We start from the raw sequence: 17,173 nt of genomic DNA on the forward strand, positions 1-17,173 counted from the left end.
GTCAGAAAATGCTGTCGAAGAGGGACTTCCTCTTCTTCTTCTTTTTCTTCTCGCGCGGCTTGTCGACCGGCTCGCCGAAGATCTGCTCGATGATGTTGGCGTTCTTCTTCTTGCGGTTCTCCGGCTGCACATTGGCCTTGGGCAGCACCAGCGCCTCCTGCGTGGGCGACTGTTCGGCCTTCGCCGTTGCCGCGGGCCGCGGCGGCGGCGTCGTCTCGAACAGGTCGAACATGCCGTTCAGCACGCTGTTGACGTCCGTCTCCTCCGGACGGAGAGGTGCCCCGGTGCCGCCGGCCTGCTCCGTCTCGTCGGCGATCGGGGCCTGGGCCACGGCAGTGTCTTTCTCCATCTCGGCGGCGGCCAGCGCATAGCTCTCGTCATAGGGAACGCCGGCGAAGCCCACCGGCTGAAGCCCGCGCTCTGCTTCCACCATGATGCGTTTCCAGATGGGAGCCGGGATGAGGCCACCCGTCACCTCCTCCATCGGGGTGAAGTCGTCGTTGCCGACCCACACGCCGGTGACGTGGTGGCCGGTATAGCCGATGTACCACGCGTCCCGGTAACCCTGGTTGGTGCCGGTCTTGCCGGCCTGCGGGGCGAAGACGAGGTCGGCGCGCCGCCCCGTGCCGGATTTCACCACCGCCGCCATCATCGAATTGAGCTCGGCCACCTTCTCCTCGGGGAAGACGCGGCGTGGCGGCCTCAGCCCCTCGTCCTGGCGGGAATAGAGGATGTCGCCGTTCGACCGGCGGATCTCGAGCACCGCATAGGGCTTGGCCGGAATGCCGCCAGAAGCGAAGGCGATGTAGCCCGTGGTCAGGTCCATCAGCGAGAGCGCGCTGGTGCCGAGCACCATCGGCGCCCAGGTCTCGAGCTCGCCCCTGATCCCCGCCATGTGGGCGGTGTTGATGATGGCGGTGCGCCCGATGTCGATCATCAGCTTCACCGGGATCGAGTTGTAGGAATGGGCGAGCGCGTTGGTGAGCGTGGTCCGGCCCTTGTACTTGTTGGTGTAGTTGCGGGGTGCCCAGTTCCCCACCGCCACCGGCCCGTCCACCACCGCATCGTCCGGCTTGTAGCCGTTGAGGAGGGCCGCCATGTAGACGAAGGGCTTGAAGGAGGAGCCGGACTGGCGCAGCGCGTCCGTCGCGCGGTTGAACTGGCTCGTCTCGTAGTCCTTGCCGCCGACGATGGCCCTCACCGCGCCGTCGAGCGACATCACCACCGCCGCACCCTGGCCGATGCGATACTGCTCCCCGTTCAGCGCCAGCTCCTCGTTGATGATGTTCTGGGCCGCCGTCTGCAGCGGCAGGTTGATGGTGGTCTTCACCTCCAGCACGTAGTCCCCGGTCAGCCCCTTCTCGTCGATCACCGCCAGTGTGTCCCGGTAGGCCCAGTCGAGGAACCAGTTCGGGCTGTCGGCGATCGACTGCGCGATCGCCACGGCGGGCTCGCGCCTTGCCTGCAGGAGCTCGCCCTGCGTGATGAAGCCGGCATCCAGCATGCGGTAGAGAACGGTGTTGGCCCGCGCCCGCGCCATCTCGATGTTCTGGTGCGGGGCGTATTTGGTGGGCGCCTTGAACAGCCCCGCCAGCATCGCCGCCTCGGGCAGCGTGATGTCGCGCACGGACTTGCCGAAATAGAACTGCGAGGCCGCCTCGATGCCATAGGCGCCGCCGCCCAGGTAGGAGCGGTCGAGATAGAGCTTGAGGATCTCCTCCTTGGAGAGCCGCGCCTCGATCCACAGCGAAAGGAAGGCCTCGTGCACCTTGCGGCGGATGGTGCGCTCGGGCGAGAGGAACAGGTTCTTCGCCACCTGCTGGGTGAGCGAGGAGCCGCCCTGCACCACGTCGTTCGCCCGCGCATTCTGGATGATGGCGCGCATCGTGCCGATGACGTCCACCCCGAAATGGTCGAAGAAGCGGGCGTCCTCGGTGGCCAGCACCGCCTTCACCATGTGCGGCGGGATCTCGGACAAGGGAATGGCGTCGTCCTGGCGGATGCCGCGGCGGCCGATGATCTCGCCGTCGGCATCGGTGAAGGTCACCGCGAACTCGCGGCCGCGGTTCCACACGTCGCCGGTGCCGGAGAAGGGCGGCAGCGCATAGGCGAGCAGCACGAAGGATGCGATCACGCCGAAGGTCACCGCATCGTCGAGGAGGTCGATGAAGATCCGCTTCAGGCCCCGGAGCCGGAATCGCTCGAGGAAGGTGACGTAGGCGGAATGGCGGCGCTTCAGGAAATCCCAGCTCTCGAACACCGCGGTGCTCACGGCCGAGTCGGCGCGCCACAGCCTTCCGGCAATCGACGTTCGGGGTGGAACCTGGGACACGCGTGACGACCGTTCTGGAACTTTCATGCCGATTAGTGTGCGATTGTGACGAAAACGGGCCTTGGGGCCCGGCCCGGCAGGCAATCGCTCCGAACGGCGAAGCTACAGCGGGCGTTCCCCGGGCGCCAGTGCCGGGTTGACTTTCTGCCGCAGTTCCATGGCATAAGCCGCGGGATGAGCCATCCGCCGCCCTTCTGGAAGACCAAGCCCCTCGCCGCCATGACGCGCGAGGAGTGGGAATCGCTCTGCGACGGCTGCGGGCGCTGCTGCCTCAACAAGCTCGAGGACGAGGACACGGGCCGCTTTCTCTACACGCGCGCCGCGTGCCGGCTGCTCGATCTCGAGACCTGCCGCTGCACCGACTACACCAACCGGCACGCCCGCGTTCCCGACTGCGTGGCCCTGACGCCGGAGAATGTGGGCAGCCTCGGCTGGCTGCCCTCGACCTGCGCCTACCGCCTGCTGGAAGAGGGAAAGCCGCTCGCCTGGTGGCACCCGTTGGTTTCGGGGAAACAGGAGACGGTGGCCGAGGCCGGGATCAGCGTGGCGGGCGAGGCCTATTCGGAAGAGGGGATCACGGTGGACGACCTCGTGGACCATCTCTGGCGGCTGCCCAAGGCGAAACGCAAGAAGGCGGGGTAGGGCAACCCTCTTAGGCAGCCGCCGTCTTCGGCTTGCGGATCAGCCCCGCCGCCTTGACGATCGTCGGGTCCAGCCCCTCGCCGCCCTTCTGGAGATGGGCGAGCAGGGCCTGGCGCATGCGCGGCTCCCAGAACTTGTTGATGTGCTCGGCGGCGTCCTTCACGGCAGCCTCGGGGCCGGAGCCGTTGAAGAAGGCGGCGATCTGGTTCGCCATGCGGAGCATGTCGCGCTGTTCCATGTGGGTATCAGTCCTCGTCGAAGATCATGACGCCGCGCCTGGCCAGCGCGGCAAGTTTGAGTTCGGCCTGCCGCGCCAGGCTGAGCGCCAGCGCGGTAGGCGCGGAAACCGTGGCGAGCGCGCCGATGCCGGCGATGGCGCATTTCTGCACGAGCTCGAAGCTGCAGCGGCTCGACATGAGCACGAAGCCCTGGCCCATGTCGTGGCCCTGGCGGGCCAGAGCGCCGATCAGCTTGTCGAGGGCGGTGTGGCGGCCCACGTCCTCGCGCGAGAACAGGATCTCTCCGTCGACGGAACACCAGGCCGCGGCATGGACGGTGCGGTTCACCCGGCTCATGGGCTGGTGCGCCGGCAATTCCTCATAGGCGCGGGCCACCGCCTGCGGGCGAAGCTCGACCCTGGGAAGCGGCCGTCCCGGCATGCGGATCGCGTCCTTCATGTCCTCGATGCCGCAGAGGCCGCAGCCGGTGCGGCCCTCGAGGCTGCGCCTGGCCATGCGGGCGCGGTTGATCTTCTCCTCGGGCACCGAGAGGTCGATCGCGTAGCCTTCCCCGGCGGAGAGCACCAGCACGGCCGAAACATCCGAACTTTTCGATATGATTCCCTCGGCGAGGGCGAAGCCCACCGCGAAGTCCTCGAAGTCGGCGGGCGTTCCCATCATCACGGCGTAATTCTGGGAACTGAACTGCACGGCGAGCGGCACTTCCTCCGGCACCTGCCAGACGGTCTCGCTGTCGCCCGCCAGCGTGTGGAGAATGCCCCTGGCCGGAACCGACGTGCGCAGCTCCGCCTCCGCCCCGGCCCCCGGGGCCGGAACGAGGGAGGGCTTGACCGCGCGCCGGTGGCTCATCACTCCGCCGGGACCATCTTCGCGGCGATGCGCTTGTTCTCCTCCTCGCGCTCCTCCCACTCCTTCTGCCATTCGGAAGGCTGGTTGGAGAGGGTGACCTGCACCGCCGTCACCTTGTATTCGGGGCAGTTCGTGGCCCAGTCGGAATATTCCGTGGTGATCACGTTGGCGCCCGACACCGGATGGTGGAAGGTGGTGTAGACCACGCCCTGCGGCATGCGCTCGGAAATCCGTGCACGGAGCGTCGTGGCGCCGATGCGGCTCGCCACCGAGACCAGCGACCCGTCCTTGATGCCGCGGGTCTCCGCATCGTGCGGGTGGATCTCCAGCACGTCCTCCTTGTGCCAGGCCACGTTCTCGGTGCGGCGCGTCTGGGCGCCCACATTGTACTGCGAGAGGATGCGGCCCGTGGTGAGGATGAGCGGGAAGGAGCGGTTGGTGCGCTCCGGCGTCGGCACGAATTCGGTGACGACGAAGCGGCCCTTGCCGCGCACGAAGCCGCCCACATGCATGAGGGGCGTGCCCTCGGGCGCCTTGTCGTTGCAGGGCCACTGCACCGAGCCCAGCGTGTCGAGCTTGGCGAAGGAGACGCCGGCGAAGGTAGGCGTCACCCGCGCGATCTCGTCCATGATCTCCGAGGCATTGTCGTAGTGGATCGGATAGCCCATGGCGGCGCTGAGCTCGCAGACCACCTGCCACTCCTGCTTGCCCTGCATCGGGGCCTTCACCTGGCGCACGCGGTTGATGCGGCGCTCGGCGTTGGTGAAGGTGCCGTCCTTCTCGAGGAAGGAGGTGCCGGGCAGGAACACGTGCGCGAAGGCGGCGGTCTCGTTCAGGAACAGGTCCTGCACCACGACGCACTCCATGGACTCGAGCGCGTGGTTCACGTGCTTGGTGTTCGGGTCCGACTGGGCGATGTCCTCGCCCTGGACGAACAGGCCCTTGAAGGTGCCCTCGACGGCGGCGTCGAACATGTTGGGGATGCGCAGGCCCGGCTCGTTGTCGAGCTGGGTCTGCCACACCGTCTCGAAGACCTGGCGCACCGTGTCGTCGCCGACATGGCGGTAGCCCGAGAACTCGTGCGGGAAGGAGCCCATGTCGCAGGAGCCCTGCACGTTGTTCTGTCCACGGAGCGGATTGACCCCCACGCCGTTCCGGCCGACATTGCCGGTGGCCATGGCGAGGTTGGCCATGCCCATCACCATGGTGGAGCCCTGGCTGTGCTCGGTGACGCCGAGGCCGTAATAGATGGCGCCGTTGCCGCCGGTGGCATAGAGCCGCGCCGCGGCGCGCACCTCGGCGGCCGGAACGCCGGTGATGGCTTCGAGCGCCTCGGGAGAGTTCCGCTCCTCGCGGATGAAGGCCTCCCAGCGGGCGAACTCGACGGGGTCGCAGCGCTCCGCGATATAGGCGCGGTTCTCCAGCCCCTCCGTCAGGATCACGTGGGAGAGCGCGTTGATCACCGCCACGTTGGTGCCGGGCAGCAGCTGCAGGTGATGAGCGGCCCGCACATGGGGCGATTCCACCATGTCGATGCGCCGCGGATCGATGACGATGAGCTGCGCGCCCTCGCGGATCCGCTTCTTCATGCGCGAGGCGAAGACCGGGTGCGCGTCCGTCGGGTTGGCGCCGATCACCACGATCACGTCCGACGCGTCGACCGACTTGAAGTCCTGCGTTCCGGCCGAGGTGCCGAAGGTGCGCGACAGGCCGTAGCCCGTGGGCGAATGGCAGACGCGGGCACAGGTATCGACGTTGTTGTTCTGGAAGGCGGCGCGGATCATCTTCTGCACCACGAAGACTTCCTCGTTGGTGCAGCGCGACGAGGTGATGCCGCCGATCGAGGTGCGGCCGTACTTCTGCTGGATGGCCTTGAAGCGCGAGGCGGCATGGCCGATGGCCTCCTCCCAGGAGACCTCCTTCCACGGATCGGTGATCCGTTCACGGATCATCGGCTTCAGCACGCGCTCCTTGTGGGTGGTGTAGCCCCAGGCGAAGCGGCCCTTGACGCAGGAGTGGCCCTCGTTCGCCCCGCCGTCCTTGTAGGGAACCATGCGGACGACCTGGTCGCCCTTCATCTCGGCCTTGAAGGAGCAGCCCACGCCGCAATAGGCGCAGGTGGTGAGCACCGTGTGCTCGGGCTGGCCCATCTCGATCACCGACTTCTCGGTGAGGGTCGCGGTGGGGCAGGCCTGCACGCAGGCGCCGCAGGAGACGCATTCGGACTCGAGGAAGGCCTCGTCCATGCTGGCCGAGACGTGGGACTCGAAGCCGCGCCCGTCGATCGTCAGCGCGAAGGTGCCCTGCACCTCCTCGCAGGCCCTGACGCAGCGCGAGCAGACGATGCACTTCGCCGGGTCGAAGGTGAAATAGGGGTTCGACTCGTCCTTCGGCTTGTAGCGGATGTTCTGCGACCCGTCGGCCCGGCTCTTGAAGACGTGGTTTTCGCCCTCGTAGCCGTAGCGCACCTCGCGCAGGCCCACAGCACCCGCCATGTCCTGCAGCTCGCAGTCGCCGTTCGCGGCACAGGTGAGGCAGTCCAGCGGATGGTCCGAGATATAGAGCTCCATCACGCCCTTGCGGAGCTGGGCGAGGCGGTCCGTCTGGGTACGGACCTTGATGCCGGGGGCGACGGGCGTGGTGCAGGAGGCGGGGGTGCCCTTGCGGCCCTCGATCTCGACGAGGCAGAGCCGGCAGGAGCCGAAGCTCTCCAGCATGTCGGTGGCGCAGAGCTTCGGGATCTTGGTGCCGAGCTCCATCGCGGCGCGCATGATCGAGGTGCCTTCCGGCACGGTGATTTCCTGGCCGTCGATCTCCAGCGTCACCATCTTCTCGGCGGTGACCTTGGGCGTGCCGTAGTCCGTTTCCTTGATGAGGCTCATGGGGCTCTGGCTCCTATTCGGCCGCAAGCCGCGCGGGCTTGTCGAAATCTTCGGGGAAATGCTTGATGGCGCTCAGCACCGGCATGGGGGTGAGGCCGCCCATGGCGCAGAGCGAACCGTCCGTCATGGTCTGGCAGAGATCGCCGAGGAGATCGAGGTTGGCTTCGCGGTCCACCCCGGCGACGATCCGGTCGATGACCTCCACGCCGCGGGTGGAGCCGATGCGGCAGGGCGTGCACTTGCCGCAGGACTCGATGGCGCAGAACTCCATGGCGAAGCGGGCCTGGGCGGCCATGTCCACCGTCTCGTCGAACACCACGATGCCGCCATGGCCGACCATGGCCTGGGCATTGGCGAAGGTCTCGTAGTCCATCGGCATATCCATCTGCCCGGCCGGGACATAAGCGCCGAGCGGGCCGCCCACCTGGATGGCGCGGACGGGCTTGCCCGAGAAGGTGCCGCCGCCGAAACCTTCCACCAGTTCGCGGAGGCTGATGCCGAAGGCCTTCTCGACGAGGCCGCCCTGGCGGATGTTTCCGGCGAGCTGGAAGGGGAGCGTGCCGCGCGAGCGGCCCATGCCGTAGTTCCTGTAGGCCGCCCCGCCCTGGCTGAGGATATAGGGCACGGCGGCGAAGCTCAGCACGTTGTTGATCACGGTGGGCTTGCCGAACAGGCCCTCGAGCGCCGGGATGGGCGGCTTCGGACGGACCATGCCGCGCCGGCCGTCGAGGCTTTCCAGCATCGCGGTTTCTTCGCCGCAGATATAGGCGCCAGCGCCGCGGCGCACCTCGAGATGGAAGGATTTCTCCGTGCCCTGAATATTGGCGCCCAGCCACCCGGCGGAGACCGCCGCGGCGATCGCCTCCTTCATGGTGGCGATGGCATCGGGGTATTCGGAGCGGATATAGACGTAGCCCTTGCTGGCCCCCACGGCGAGGCCGGCGATGGTCATCCCCTCGATGAGCATGAGGGGATCGCCCTCCATCACCATGCGGTCGGCGAAGGTGCCGGAATCGCCCTCGTCGGCATTGCAGCAGATGTATTTCTGGTCGGCGGCCGCATCATGCACCGTCTTCCACTTGATGCCGGTGGGGAAGCCCGCGCCGCCGCGGCCGCGCAGCCCCGATTCGGTGACCTCCGCCACGATCGCCGCGCCCGGCATGGCGAGCGCCTTCCTGAGCCCGGCGAAGCCGCCGTGCTTCACGTAGTCCGCGACGGAGACGGGGTCCGTGATGCCGCAGCGGGCGAAGGTGAGCCGCTCCTGGTTCTTCAGGTAGGGGTGCTCCTCGATGTTGCCGAGGCGGAGCGCATGGGCGCCGCCCCTGTGGAATTCCGCGGCGATGAGGGAGGCAACGTCTTCCGCCGTGACCGGGCCATAGGCGATGCGGCCTTCGGAAGTCTCGACCTCCACCAGGGGCTCGAGCCAGAGCAGGCCGCGCGAACCGTTCCGCACGATCTCGATGCCGAGATCCTGCGTGCGCGCCCAGAGGGCGGCCGCCACCTCGTCCGCGCCCACCGAGCGGGCGGCGGAATCGCGGGGGACATAGACCTTGATCATGCCCGGCACTCCGCAACGATCTTCTCGAACTTGGCCGGATCGACCCGGCCCACCAGCTTGCCGTCCACCATGATGGCGGGCGAGAGCGCGCAATTGCCGAGGCAGTAGACGGCCTCGACCGTGATCGCCCCGTCGGCGGTGGTCTGGCCCAGCTTCACCTGGAGGAAACGCTCGATCATGGCAACCAGTTCATTGCCCTTCATGGACTGGCAGGCCTCCGCCCGGCAGACCTTGATGACGTGCCGCCCGGCGGGCTCGCGCCGGTAGTCGTGATAGAAGGTGACCACACCGTGAACCTCGGCCCGCGACAGGTTCAGCGCCTTGGCCAGGGCCGGGAGCGCCGCCTCCGGGATGAAGCCCAGCTCCTCCTGGAGATCATGGAGGATTTCCAGCAGCGCATCGGGGCGGTTGCCGTAACGGAAGGCGATCTCCCGGGCGGCCGTCGCCTCGCGCGGGGAGAGATCGATCAGGGTGCGTTTTCCAGACATGCGGGGCTTATCACCCACCTCGCCCGCAATTTCCAATTGACGGCTCCTATGGAGCCATAGACGGAACTGATCAGGGGCTGCGCCCGGAGGCGGGCTTCAGCCCGACTTGGCGATCACGCTGCCGATTCCCGCCGCCATCATTTCCAGCGCCCGGCCGAAGCGGGGCCTGCCGAACTCCTTTTCCAGCGGGCAGGCGGCGTCGCTGCAGTTGTGGTCGTCCCGGCACTGGCCTTCCGTCTGGTCCAGGCGGACGTAGCAGGACTGGCGGGTGCAATAGGCGTGGCTCTTGTCCGGCGAAAGATTCATGGCTGCTGCTCCTTGTATGGGCAGCATCGGCGCGGCGGGAGCCGCCGTCTTTGACGAAGATCAATCGCGGAGCTTGCGGGCGGCGGCGAAGAGGGCGGAGACGAGGGGCGAGAGCGGCTCCCGCGGGAGGCCCACGAGGCCCACCTTGTGCTCAACCCTGGGTTCGACGAGCGGCACGGCCCGCACCCCCTCGAGCCGGCCCAGCACATGGATGAAATACTCCGGCATGATCGAGGAGAGCCCCATGGACTTCACCGAGGCGAGCAGGTTCATGATCGAGTTGGTCTCGAGGCGGGGCGAGGGGTGGGCGTTGGCCACCGCGAAGGCGCGGTCCACGATGCGGCGGTTCTGCATGTTGGGGGTGAGGAGGCAGAGCGGCTCCTGGGCGGCCTCGGTCCAGCTCACGGAAGGTTTGTCCGCATACGGAGAATCCTCCGGCACGAACAGGCAGTAGTGCTCGACGTAGAGCGGATGCTGCATGAGTCCCTCGACGGGCTCGTTGTCGAGATAGGTGATGCCGGCGTCGATGGCGTGCTCGTGGAGGTTCCGCAGGATCTCCTCGGAGGACTGGGAAAGCACGGTGAACTCGACGCGCGGATGATCGCGCTCCACCGCCTCGGTCAGCATCGAGACCATGGGAAGGGCGGAGGGGATGACGCCGAGCACCAGCCGCCCGACGAGCTCGCCCTTCTTCGAGCGGATGGTGCCGAGCTCCTGCTGGAGGGACTGCCAGTTGTCGAGGATGAGGTGCGCCCATTTCAGCACGCGCTCGCCCTCGGGGGTGAGCCCGATGTAGCGCTGGCCCCGCTCGACGATGGGAACGCCGAGCTCCTGCTCGAGCTGGCGGATGCGGCCCGACAGCGTGGGCTGCGTGACGTTGCAGGCCTGCGCCGCGCGGGTGAAGTGCTTCTCGCGCGCGAGCGCCGCGAGATACTGGAGCTGGCGGATGTCCATGAAACGAGGAATAGCCCCGCCGCCCCAAGCCGCAAGGACAAAAGAAAATTCCTGAAGGCGGAAAATAGTCCTTGACAGCGCGCGGTCGTTCGGGCCGCGGTGGGCATGGGCGGCTATATCGGAGGGCGCTCGCTGGAAAAGGTGGCGGGCGTGGTGGCGGGCGCGGCTCGACTGCCGAAGCCTTCGCGGAACCGCTGAAGGCGGCGGCGGTTGGGTTCATCCGGGGTTCAGGAAACGGTTGCTAGAAGCCGGGCGACGGAAAGAGTTGAAAACGCGATGCGCAAAGCCCTGACCATAGCCACGGCCATTCTGGCGGCGGCCCTTTCGGCCCTGCCGGCCGCAGCCCAGAACAGCGGCGGCGGCCAGGGCTACGAGTCCCAGCAGGGTGCGGAACTGCTGCCGCCCTCCGCCGCCGTGAAGCAGGCGATGCGCGCCGTGCCAGGGGCGAAGCCCCTGGGCGTCAAGCTCAGGGGTAACGTCTACGTGGTGAGGCTGAAGCAGGATGGCACCATCACCCAGATCGGCGTCGACGCCGTCACGGGCGCGGTGATGCCGCTCAGATGAGGAGAGACTGCGATGAGGCTGCTCGTCGTCGAGGATGATCCCGATCTCAACCGCCAGCTGGTGAGCGCGCTGGAGGATGCGGGCTACGCCGTCGATTCGGCGCGCGACGGCGAGGAGGGCCATTACCTCGGCGACACCGAGCCCTACGACGCGGTGGTGCTCGACCTCGGCCTTCCCGTTCTTGACGGCGTGAGCGTGCTCGAGAAGTGGCGCCGCGCGGGCCGGAAGATGCCGGTGCTGATCCTCACCGCGCGCGACCGCTGGAGCGACAAGGTGGCAGGCTTCGACGCAGGCGCCGACGATTACGTGGCCAAGCCCTTCCACATGGAGGAACTGCTGGCGCGGCTGCGCGCCCTGGTGCGGCGCAGTGCGGGCCATGCGACGAGCGAGATCAGCTGCGGGCCGGTGACGCTCGACACCAAGGGGGCCCGCGTCACGGTGAACGGCATGGCGGTGAAGCTCACCTCGCTTGAATTCCGGCTGCTCGCCTATCTCATGCACCACAAGGGCAAGGTCGTCTCGCGCACCGAGCTCGTCGAGCATCTCTACGACCAGGATTTCGACCGCGACTCGAACACCATCGAGGTGTTCGTCGGCCGCCTCAGGAAGAAGCTGGGCGTCGACGTGCTGCACACCATCCGCGGCATGGGATACTGCGTGACCGAGCCCGATGCCGCGGCCTAGATCGCTTTCCACCCGTCTCATCATCTCTTCGGCGCTCGTCAGCATCGTGCTGCTGGCGCTCACCGGCTTCGTGCTCGCCGGGCTGTTCACGGCAGCACTCGAACGCAGCTTCGACCAGCGCCTGCGCTCCGTCCTCGACGGGCTTCTCGCCACCCTCGAGGTGACGGCGGAGGGCGCCCCGCGGCTGCCCGCCCCGCTGCCGGACCCGCGCTTCGGCCTGCCGCTCTCCGGCTGGTACTGGCAGGTGACGCCGGCGGGTGGTGCGATGGGGCAGGACGTCGCCTCGGGCTCCCTCCTCGAGCAGCGCCTTGCGCTTCCGGCAGGAGCGGATGCGGCACGCGAGCCCGATGGCGTTGCCGGTTTCTATCTCGCCGACAGCAGCGGCGTGAGGCTCCGCGCCATCGAGCAGGAGGTGACGCTGCCCGGCAGCGCGCGCCGCTTCTCCGTGCTGGTGGCCGGAAACTTCGACGAGCTCAAGGAACAGGTGACGAGCTTCAACCGCGCGCTGACCGCGAGCCTCGTGCTTCTCGGCGTGGGGCTGCTGCTCGCGATCTTCGTGCAGGTGCGCTTCGGCCTGCGCCCGCTGCGTGCGCTGCAGGAAAACCTCGCGGCGATCCGCCAGGGCCGGGCCGAACAGCTCAAGGGCGATTACCCGCGCGAGATCCAGCCGGTGGCGCAGGAACTGAACCTGCTCATCCAGTCCAACGTGGAGATCGTCGAGCGGGCCCGCACCCAGGTGGGCAATCTCGCCCATGCGCTGAAGACGCCGCTCAGCGTGCTGACCAACGAGGCGGCGGGCCAGCGCGGCCCGCTGGCGCTGAAGGTGCGCGAGCAGACCGAGCTGATGCGCGACCAGGTGAGCCTCTATCTCGACCGGGCGCGGCGCGCGGCCCGGGCCCAGGGGATCGGCGCCTTCACCGAGGTGAAACCCGTGCTCGACGCGCTCGCCCGCACGCTCGAGCGCATCAACCGCGACAAGGGCGTGAGCGTGGCGGTGGAGTGCCCGCCAGGTCTCAGGTTTCGCGGCGAGCGCCAGGACCTCGAGGAGATGGCCGGCAATCTCATGGACAATGCCTGCAAATGGGCAAGGGCGCGGGTGCGGGTAACGGCCCAGCTTTCCCCCGGCGCCGCCGGCAGCCGGACGCTGGTGAGCCTGGCAGTCGAGGACGACGGCCCCGGCCTCCCGGAGGACAAGCGGGCCGAAGCCATGAAACGCGGCCGCCGCCTCGACGAGACCAAGCCCGGCTCGGGCCTCGGCCTGTCGATCGTCGCCGAAACGGCAGCCATGTACAATGGCAGCGTGTCGCTCGAGACAGCCGGCCTGGGCGGGCTCAAGGCGGTTCTTCTCCTGCCAGCGGCAGCCTGAGGCGGCATTTCAACCGGTTCCGGTATCGTTCTCATTCTGCGGCAACCAGTGTTTGCAATCACGTGCAAAACACCTTATAGAACGTGCATGGGCACGGATGTGTTCAGGAAAAGGGCAATTGCCTGATTATTGATCACATCCGGCACGGAAATGTGATGTTCGTTGGATCCCCCGGTCGCGGACTCACAGCGGGCGGACCAGAAATGGTCCGCCCATATCTTTTCACAGCGCCTCCGCCGCGGCCTGGCCGGCCTCGATCACCGGGATGCCGCGCTCGCGGTAGGGGGTGCGGCCGTAGAAGGCCCGGTAGCATTTCGAGAAATGCGAAGGCGAGGAAAAGCCGCAGGCGAGCGCCACGTTGATCACCGACATGTCCGTCTGGAGGAGCAGGGAGCGCGCCTTCTTGAGCCGGAGCTCAAGGTAATAGCGCTTCGGCGAGCGGTCGAGGTAGCGGCGGAACAACCGCTCGAGCTGGCGGGTGGAAAGCCCCGCCTGCTTCGCCAGCACCGAGGGCGACAGCGGCTCCTCGAGGTTCTGCTCCATCTCCTCGATGATGCCGACGAGTTTCGGGTGCCGTGCCCCGATGCGGGCGGGCAGCGACATGCGCTGGTGCTCGCTGTGGTGCCTGATGGGCGAGTGGAGGATGCCCTCCGCCACGGCGGAGGCGAGTTCCGGACCGTGCTGGCTGGCGATCAGCGTCAGCATCATGTCGAGCGCGGTGGTGCCGCCCGCACTGGTGAAGCGGTCGCGGTCGATCTCGAAGAGGCCGCCGGTGGCGTCGATCTCGGGGAAGGCCTCGGTGAAGCCTGGGAGGTTCTCCCAGTGGATGGTGCACTTGTAGCCGTCGAGCAGGCCCGCCTCGGCGAGGATGTAGGCGCCGGTGCAGACCGCCCCGATGTTCGTGCCCTTGCGCGCCACCTTGCGGAGCCAGGCGACGAGCCGCTTGTCCGTGTGGTGCTGCACGTTGAGGCCGGCGCAGACGAGGATGGTGGCGTTCTCCGGCACGGCCGAAAGGTCGCCGTCGACCATGGCGAGGATGCCGTTCGAGGCGGCCACCGGCTGACCGTCGACCGAATGCATCGTCCACTTGTAGAGGGTCTTCTCCGAAAGCCGGTTGGCGATGCGGAGCGGCTCGATCGCCGAGGTGACGGGCATCATCGTGAATTCCGGCACCACGATGACGGCGAGGTGCTGGGGAAGCTGCTTGGGGGGATCGCCGAACATGGGCGCGCACTCCTGTTTCCGCTCTTCTTGCGCAGAATTGTGGCATTGTCCATCAGCGCCGTGACGCAGGCGAAAAACGACATAAGGTCAGGGGGCGCGGTCGCATCCGTAATCGGGCCGTCGCAAACATCCGGGCGCGGGCCGGGGCGCTGGCGCAATCTCCCGCCCGACCAACCGGAGCCTTAGTTCATGAACGCCCCGCTTTCCGCCGCCGGCCTCTCGCCCGCCCAGGCCACCGCAGCCTTCCTCCGCACCGCTTCGATCGAGATCACGCCCAAGCAGATCGAGAAGCTGGCCCTGCTGAAGGACAAGCTTCAGCCCGGCTGCCGGGTGTTCATCGCGCTGATCGATGCCAACGACCTTGCGGCCCAGATCGAGGCGACGCGCCAGCTGAAGGCGGCGGGCTTCGAGCCGGTGCCGCATGTGCCGGCGCGCTTCGTGAAGGACGAGGCGGACCTTCGTGCTCGGATCAAGGCGCTCGCCGAAGCAGGGGCATCGACGATGCTGGTGCTGGGCGGCGGCGCTCCCGAGCCAATCGGCCAGTATGACGCGGCGATCCAGCTGCTGGAGACGGGCGTGTTCCAGGCAAACGGCGTCACGCGCATCGGGCTCGCCGGGCATCCGGAAGGCAACCCCGACATCACCAAGGCCAGGGGCGAGGCCGTGCTGCTCGAGGCGCTGCAGCAGAAGCAGGCCTATCTGAAGGCGCACGGCCTTCAGGGCTTCATCGCCACGCAGTTCCTGTTCGAGGCGGAGCCGGTGGCCGAATGGGCGAAGGGGCTTCGCGCCGCTGGGATCGATCTTCCGATCTTCGTGGGCGTGCCGGGCCCCGCCACCATCAAGACGCTGGTGAAATATGCCGCCATGTGCGGGGTCGGCAATTCCGCCCGCTTCATCCGAAAGCAGGCGATGAACATCACCAAGCTTCTCAGCGTGAACACGCCGGACGAATTCGTGGCCGGGCTGGCGCAGCTTCACTATGCCCGCCCGGACCTCGGCATCGCCGGCCCCCACCTCTACCCCTTCGGCGGCTTCGACAAGCTGTTCGACTGGACGGGGAAGGTGACGGGGTAGGAGGAAAAGCGCCCTCATCCGGCGCGTGCCCCGCCAACTCTCCCGTTGCGATCAAGTGGGAAAGGATGCCCGGAGGCGGCGTGGGGCCCTCGTTACACGGGCGCTTGCTGTTCCCCGAACAGCTTCACCTTCGCCGGCTCGCGCGCGGTGGCGCAGAGGAACTCCCAGGCGTAGTGCGCGTAGCTGCGGAAAACGTAGACGTCGAACACCGTCTCCTCCACCACGTGCAGGAGTGCTGCGATCTCGGCGAAGCGCATGCGGCGGCAGGTGCCGGGCGCGTATTCGCCCGAGATGAGGTCGAGCGAGGTGCCCTTCATCAGGATCTCGCGGCAGCCCTCGCCCTCGAGGCGGATCACCGCCCGCATGTCGGAGACATCGACCGCCAGCGAATGGATGCCCCTGAGCGCCTCCCTGAGCCTCGCCAGAAGCTCCTGTGCCTTGCTCCGTGTGCTGAGCACCAGCCACTGGTCGACCGAGAGCCATAGCACCCGGACGTCCCCCCACGCGGCGGAGCTGCGCGGGGCGGTGGGAAGTGCGAAGCCCAGAACGTCCTTCGCGGCGGCCATGAAGGCCGTGTCCGAGCCGAGGCCGCGGAGATCGATCATGCCGCGGTCGGGGATCTCGCGGAGCGAGATCGAGAGGCCCTGCGGAGCGGCAACGCCGGCGAGCGGCGATTGGTAAGCGAGCTCAGACATTCAGCTTGGCCCCTTCCTTGTCGTAGAAGACGGTGTCGGTGATCTTTGCCCGGACGACCTTGCCGCCGGGGAGCGGAAAGGAGATCGTCTCGCCCATGCGGGAACGCCCGTTCTCGATGAGCGCCATGGCGATGGAGCGGCCGAGCGTGGGCGACCTGTAGCTCGACGTGACCTGGCCGATCATATCCATCGGCGGCTTGTCCTTCACGCGGGCCACCGCGTAGGCGCCGTCGGGGAGAACCTCGTTCGGGTCTTCGGTGAGGAGGCCGACCAGCTGCTTGCGGCCCGGCCCCTTGAGGAAGGACTGTTCCAGCGAGCGCTTGCCGATGAAATCCGCCTTCTTCTTGGAGACGAGCCCGTCGAGGCCCACGTCGAGCGGGGTCGTGGTGCCGTCGGTCTCGTCGCCCACCACGATGTAGCCCTTCTCGGCGCGGAGCACGTGCAACGCTTCCGTGCCATAGGGCTCGATGCCGAATTCCGCGCCCGCGGCGAGGATCGCCTTCCACAGGCCCATGCCGTAGTTCGCCGGCGTCGCCACCTCGTAGGAGAGCTCGCCCGAGAAGGAGATGCGGAACAGGCGCACGGGGTAGGGGCCGAGCTTGCCCTCGACGAAGGACATGTGCGGCAGCGCCTCGTTCGAGAGGTCGAAGTTGGGTTCGAGCTTCCGCAGCACCTCGCGCGCCCTGGGGCCGGCGATGGCGAATTGAGACCACTGCTCGGTGACGGGCGTGACGAAGACGCGGTAATGCGTCCACTCCGTCTGCAGCCATTCCTCGAGCCAGGCGGCGATGCGGTCCGCGCCGCCCGAGGTGGTGTGCATGAGGAAGTGATCCTCGGCGAGGCGCACGGTGACGCCGTCATCCGTGAGGAAGCCCAGCTCGTTCATCATCAGCCCGTAGCGGCACTTGCCCACTTTCAGCGTCGAGAACATGTTGGTGTACATGCGGTCGAGGAACTCCGCCGCGTCCGGCCCCTTGATCTCGATCTTGCCGAGGGTGGAGGCGTCGAGCAGGCCGACCTTGTTCCGCACGCTGAGGATTTCGCGGTCGATCGACTGGTGCTTGTCTTCCCCGCCCTTGGGATAGGTGTAGGCGCGGCGCCACTGGCCGACCGGCTCGAACACCGCGCCCTGGTCCACGTGCCACTGGTAGACGGCGGTGCGCCGGATCGGCAGGAACAGATTCTTCGTCAGCACGCCGGCGATCGAGCCGAAGGAGAAGGGCGTGTAGGGCGGGCGGAAGGTGGTGACGCCGATCTCGGGGATCGACTTGCCGGTCGCCTCGAAAGACACACCAGAACCGTTGAAGTTTAAATTC

Annotated in this window: 16 protein-coding genes; 5 read left to right on the forward strand and 11 right to left on the reverse strand. The window is 67.4% G+C overall.

Annotated features, from left to right (window positions below):
- Position 1 precedes the first annotated feature (1 nt).
- Positions 2–2,359 (reverse strand): transglycosylase domain-containing protein, encoded by a 2,358-nt coding sequence (locus tag ACK4HL_RS06680; RefSeq protein WP_409757560.1) that lies wholly within the window; start codon positions 2,357–2,359, stop codon positions 2–4.
- 147 nt (positions 2,360–2,506) lie between these two features.
- On the opposite strand from ACK4HL_RS06680, the gene ACK4HL_RS06685 reads away from it, so the two are divergent.
- Complete coding sequence (locus ACK4HL_RS06685; RefSeq protein ID WP_409757563.1) at positions 2,507–2,974, forward strand: YcgN family cysteine cluster protein; 468 nt, start codon at positions 2,507–2,509, stop codon at positions 2,972–2,974.
- A gap of 10 nt (positions 2,975–2,984) precedes the next feature.
- Here the strand turns inward: ACK4HL_RS06685 and ACK4HL_RS06690 are convergent, their stop codons facing one another.
- The 7 genes from ACK4HL_RS06690 to ACK4HL_RS06720 form a co-directional block, all read right to left on the reverse strand.
- Positions 2,985–3,212, reverse strand: coding sequence for a formate dehydrogenase subunit delta (locus tag ACK4HL_RS06690; protein ID WP_409757566.1), 228 nt, complete (start codon positions 3,210–3,212; stop codon positions 2,985–2,987).
- A gap of 7 nt (positions 3,213–3,219) precedes the next feature.
- Positions 3,220–4,062, reverse strand: coding sequence for a formate dehydrogenase accessory sulfurtransferase FdhD (gene fdhD / locus ACK4HL_RS06695; protein WP_409757569.1), 843 nt, complete (start codon positions 4,060–4,062; stop codon positions 3,220–3,222).
- A complete protein-coding gene (gene fdhF, locus ACK4HL_RS06700; protein WP_409757572.1) occupies positions 4,062–6,944 on the reverse strand; it encodes a formate dehydrogenase subunit alpha in 2,883 nt (960 codons plus the stop codon). Before fdhF ends, fdhD begins: the two co-directional genes overlap by 1 nt.
- 13 nt (positions 6,945–6,957) lie before the next feature.
- Positions 6,958–8,502: a formate dehydrogenase beta subunit gene (locus ACK4HL_RS06705; RefSeq protein WP_409757575.1), complete on the reverse strand. Its 1,545-nt coding sequence runs from the start codon at positions 8,500–8,502 to the stop codon at positions 6,958–6,960.
- The gene (locus tag ACK4HL_RS06710; RefSeq protein WP_409757578.1) at positions 8,499–8,990 is read right to left on the reverse strand and encodes a formate dehydrogenase subunit gamma; all 492 of its coding nucleotides are present in this window, start codon (positions 8,988–8,990) and stop codon (positions 8,499–8,501) included. Before ACK4HL_RS06710 ends, ACK4HL_RS06705 begins: the two co-directional genes overlap by 4 nt.
- A gap of 96 nt (positions 8,991–9,086) precedes the next feature.
- Positions 9,087–9,296 (reverse strand): hypothetical protein, encoded by a 210-nt coding sequence (locus tag ACK4HL_RS06715; protein WP_409757581.1) that lies wholly within the window; start codon positions 9,294–9,296, stop codon positions 9,087–9,089.
- A 60-nt stretch (positions 9,297–9,356) separates the two neighbouring features.
- Positions 9,357–10,250, reverse strand: coding sequence for a LysR family transcriptional regulator (locus tag ACK4HL_RS06720; RefSeq protein WP_409757584.1), 894 nt, complete (start codon positions 10,248–10,250; stop codon positions 9,357–9,359).
- A 276-nt stretch (positions 10,251–10,526) separates the two neighbouring features.
- On the opposite strand from ACK4HL_RS06720, the gene ACK4HL_RS06725 reads away from it, so the two are divergent.
- Genes ACK4HL_RS06725 through ACK4HL_RS06735 form a run of 3 tightly spaced genes read left to right on the forward strand, consistent with a single transcriptional unit; the run spans position 10,527 to position 12,864 of the window.
- Complete coding sequence (locus ACK4HL_RS06725; protein ID WP_409757587.1) at positions 10,527–10,814, forward strand: PepSY domain-containing protein; 288 nt, start codon at positions 10,527–10,529, stop codon at positions 10,812–10,814.
- A gap of 12 nt (positions 10,815–10,826) precedes the next feature.
- Positions 10,827–11,498, forward strand: coding sequence for a response regulator transcription factor (locus ACK4HL_RS06730; protein WP_409757590.1), 672 nt, complete (start codon positions 10,827–10,829; stop codon positions 11,496–11,498).
- On the forward strand, positions 11,485–12,864 hold the full coding sequence (locus ACK4HL_RS06735; RefSeq protein ID WP_409757593.1) for an ATP-binding protein: 1,380 nt from the start codon (positions 11,485–11,487) through the stop codon (positions 12,862–12,864). The genes ACK4HL_RS06730 and ACK4HL_RS06735 overlap by 14 nt, the downstream gene beginning before the upstream one ends.
- A gap of 222 nt (positions 12,865–13,086) precedes the next feature.
- On the opposite strand, the gene ACK4HL_RS06740 is transcribed toward ACK4HL_RS06735, so the two are convergent.
- Entirely contained in the window at positions 13,087–14,088 is a 1,002-nt protein-coding gene (locus ACK4HL_RS06740; RefSeq protein ID WP_409757596.1) for a GlxA family transcriptional regulator, read from the reverse strand.
- 189 nt (positions 14,089–14,277) lie between these two features.
- Between ACK4HL_RS06740 and ACK4HL_RS06745 the strand changes: the two genes are divergently transcribed.
- Positions 14,278–15,162, forward strand: coding sequence for a methylenetetrahydrofolate reductase (locus ACK4HL_RS06745; RefSeq protein ID WP_409757599.1), 885 nt, complete (start codon positions 14,278–14,280; stop codon positions 15,160–15,162).
- A 92-nt stretch (positions 15,163–15,254) separates the two neighbouring features.
- On the opposite strand, the gene ACK4HL_RS06750 is transcribed toward ACK4HL_RS06745, so the two are convergent.
- Both ACK4HL_RS06750 and ACK4HL_RS06755 read right to left on the reverse strand, forming a co-directional pair.
- Positions 15,255–15,857 carry a sarcosine oxidase subunit gamma gene (locus tag ACK4HL_RS06750; RefSeq protein ID WP_409757602.1) on the reverse strand — a complete coding sequence of 201 codons (603 nt, stop codon included), beginning with the start codon at positions 15,855–15,857 and terminating at the stop codon, positions 15,255–15,257.
- A partial coding sequence (locus tag ACK4HL_RS06755; protein ID WP_409757605.1) for a glycine cleavage T C-terminal barrel domain-containing protein occupies positions 15,850–17,173 on the reverse strand: 1,324 nt, incomplete at its 5' end. The genes ACK4HL_RS06750 and ACK4HL_RS06755, both read right to left, overlap by 8 nt.

Source organism: Aestuariivirga sp., from assembly GCF_046294715.1.
Lineage (GTDB): Bacteria > Pseudomonadota > Alphaproteobacteria > Rhizobiales > Aestuariivirgaceae > Aestuariivirga.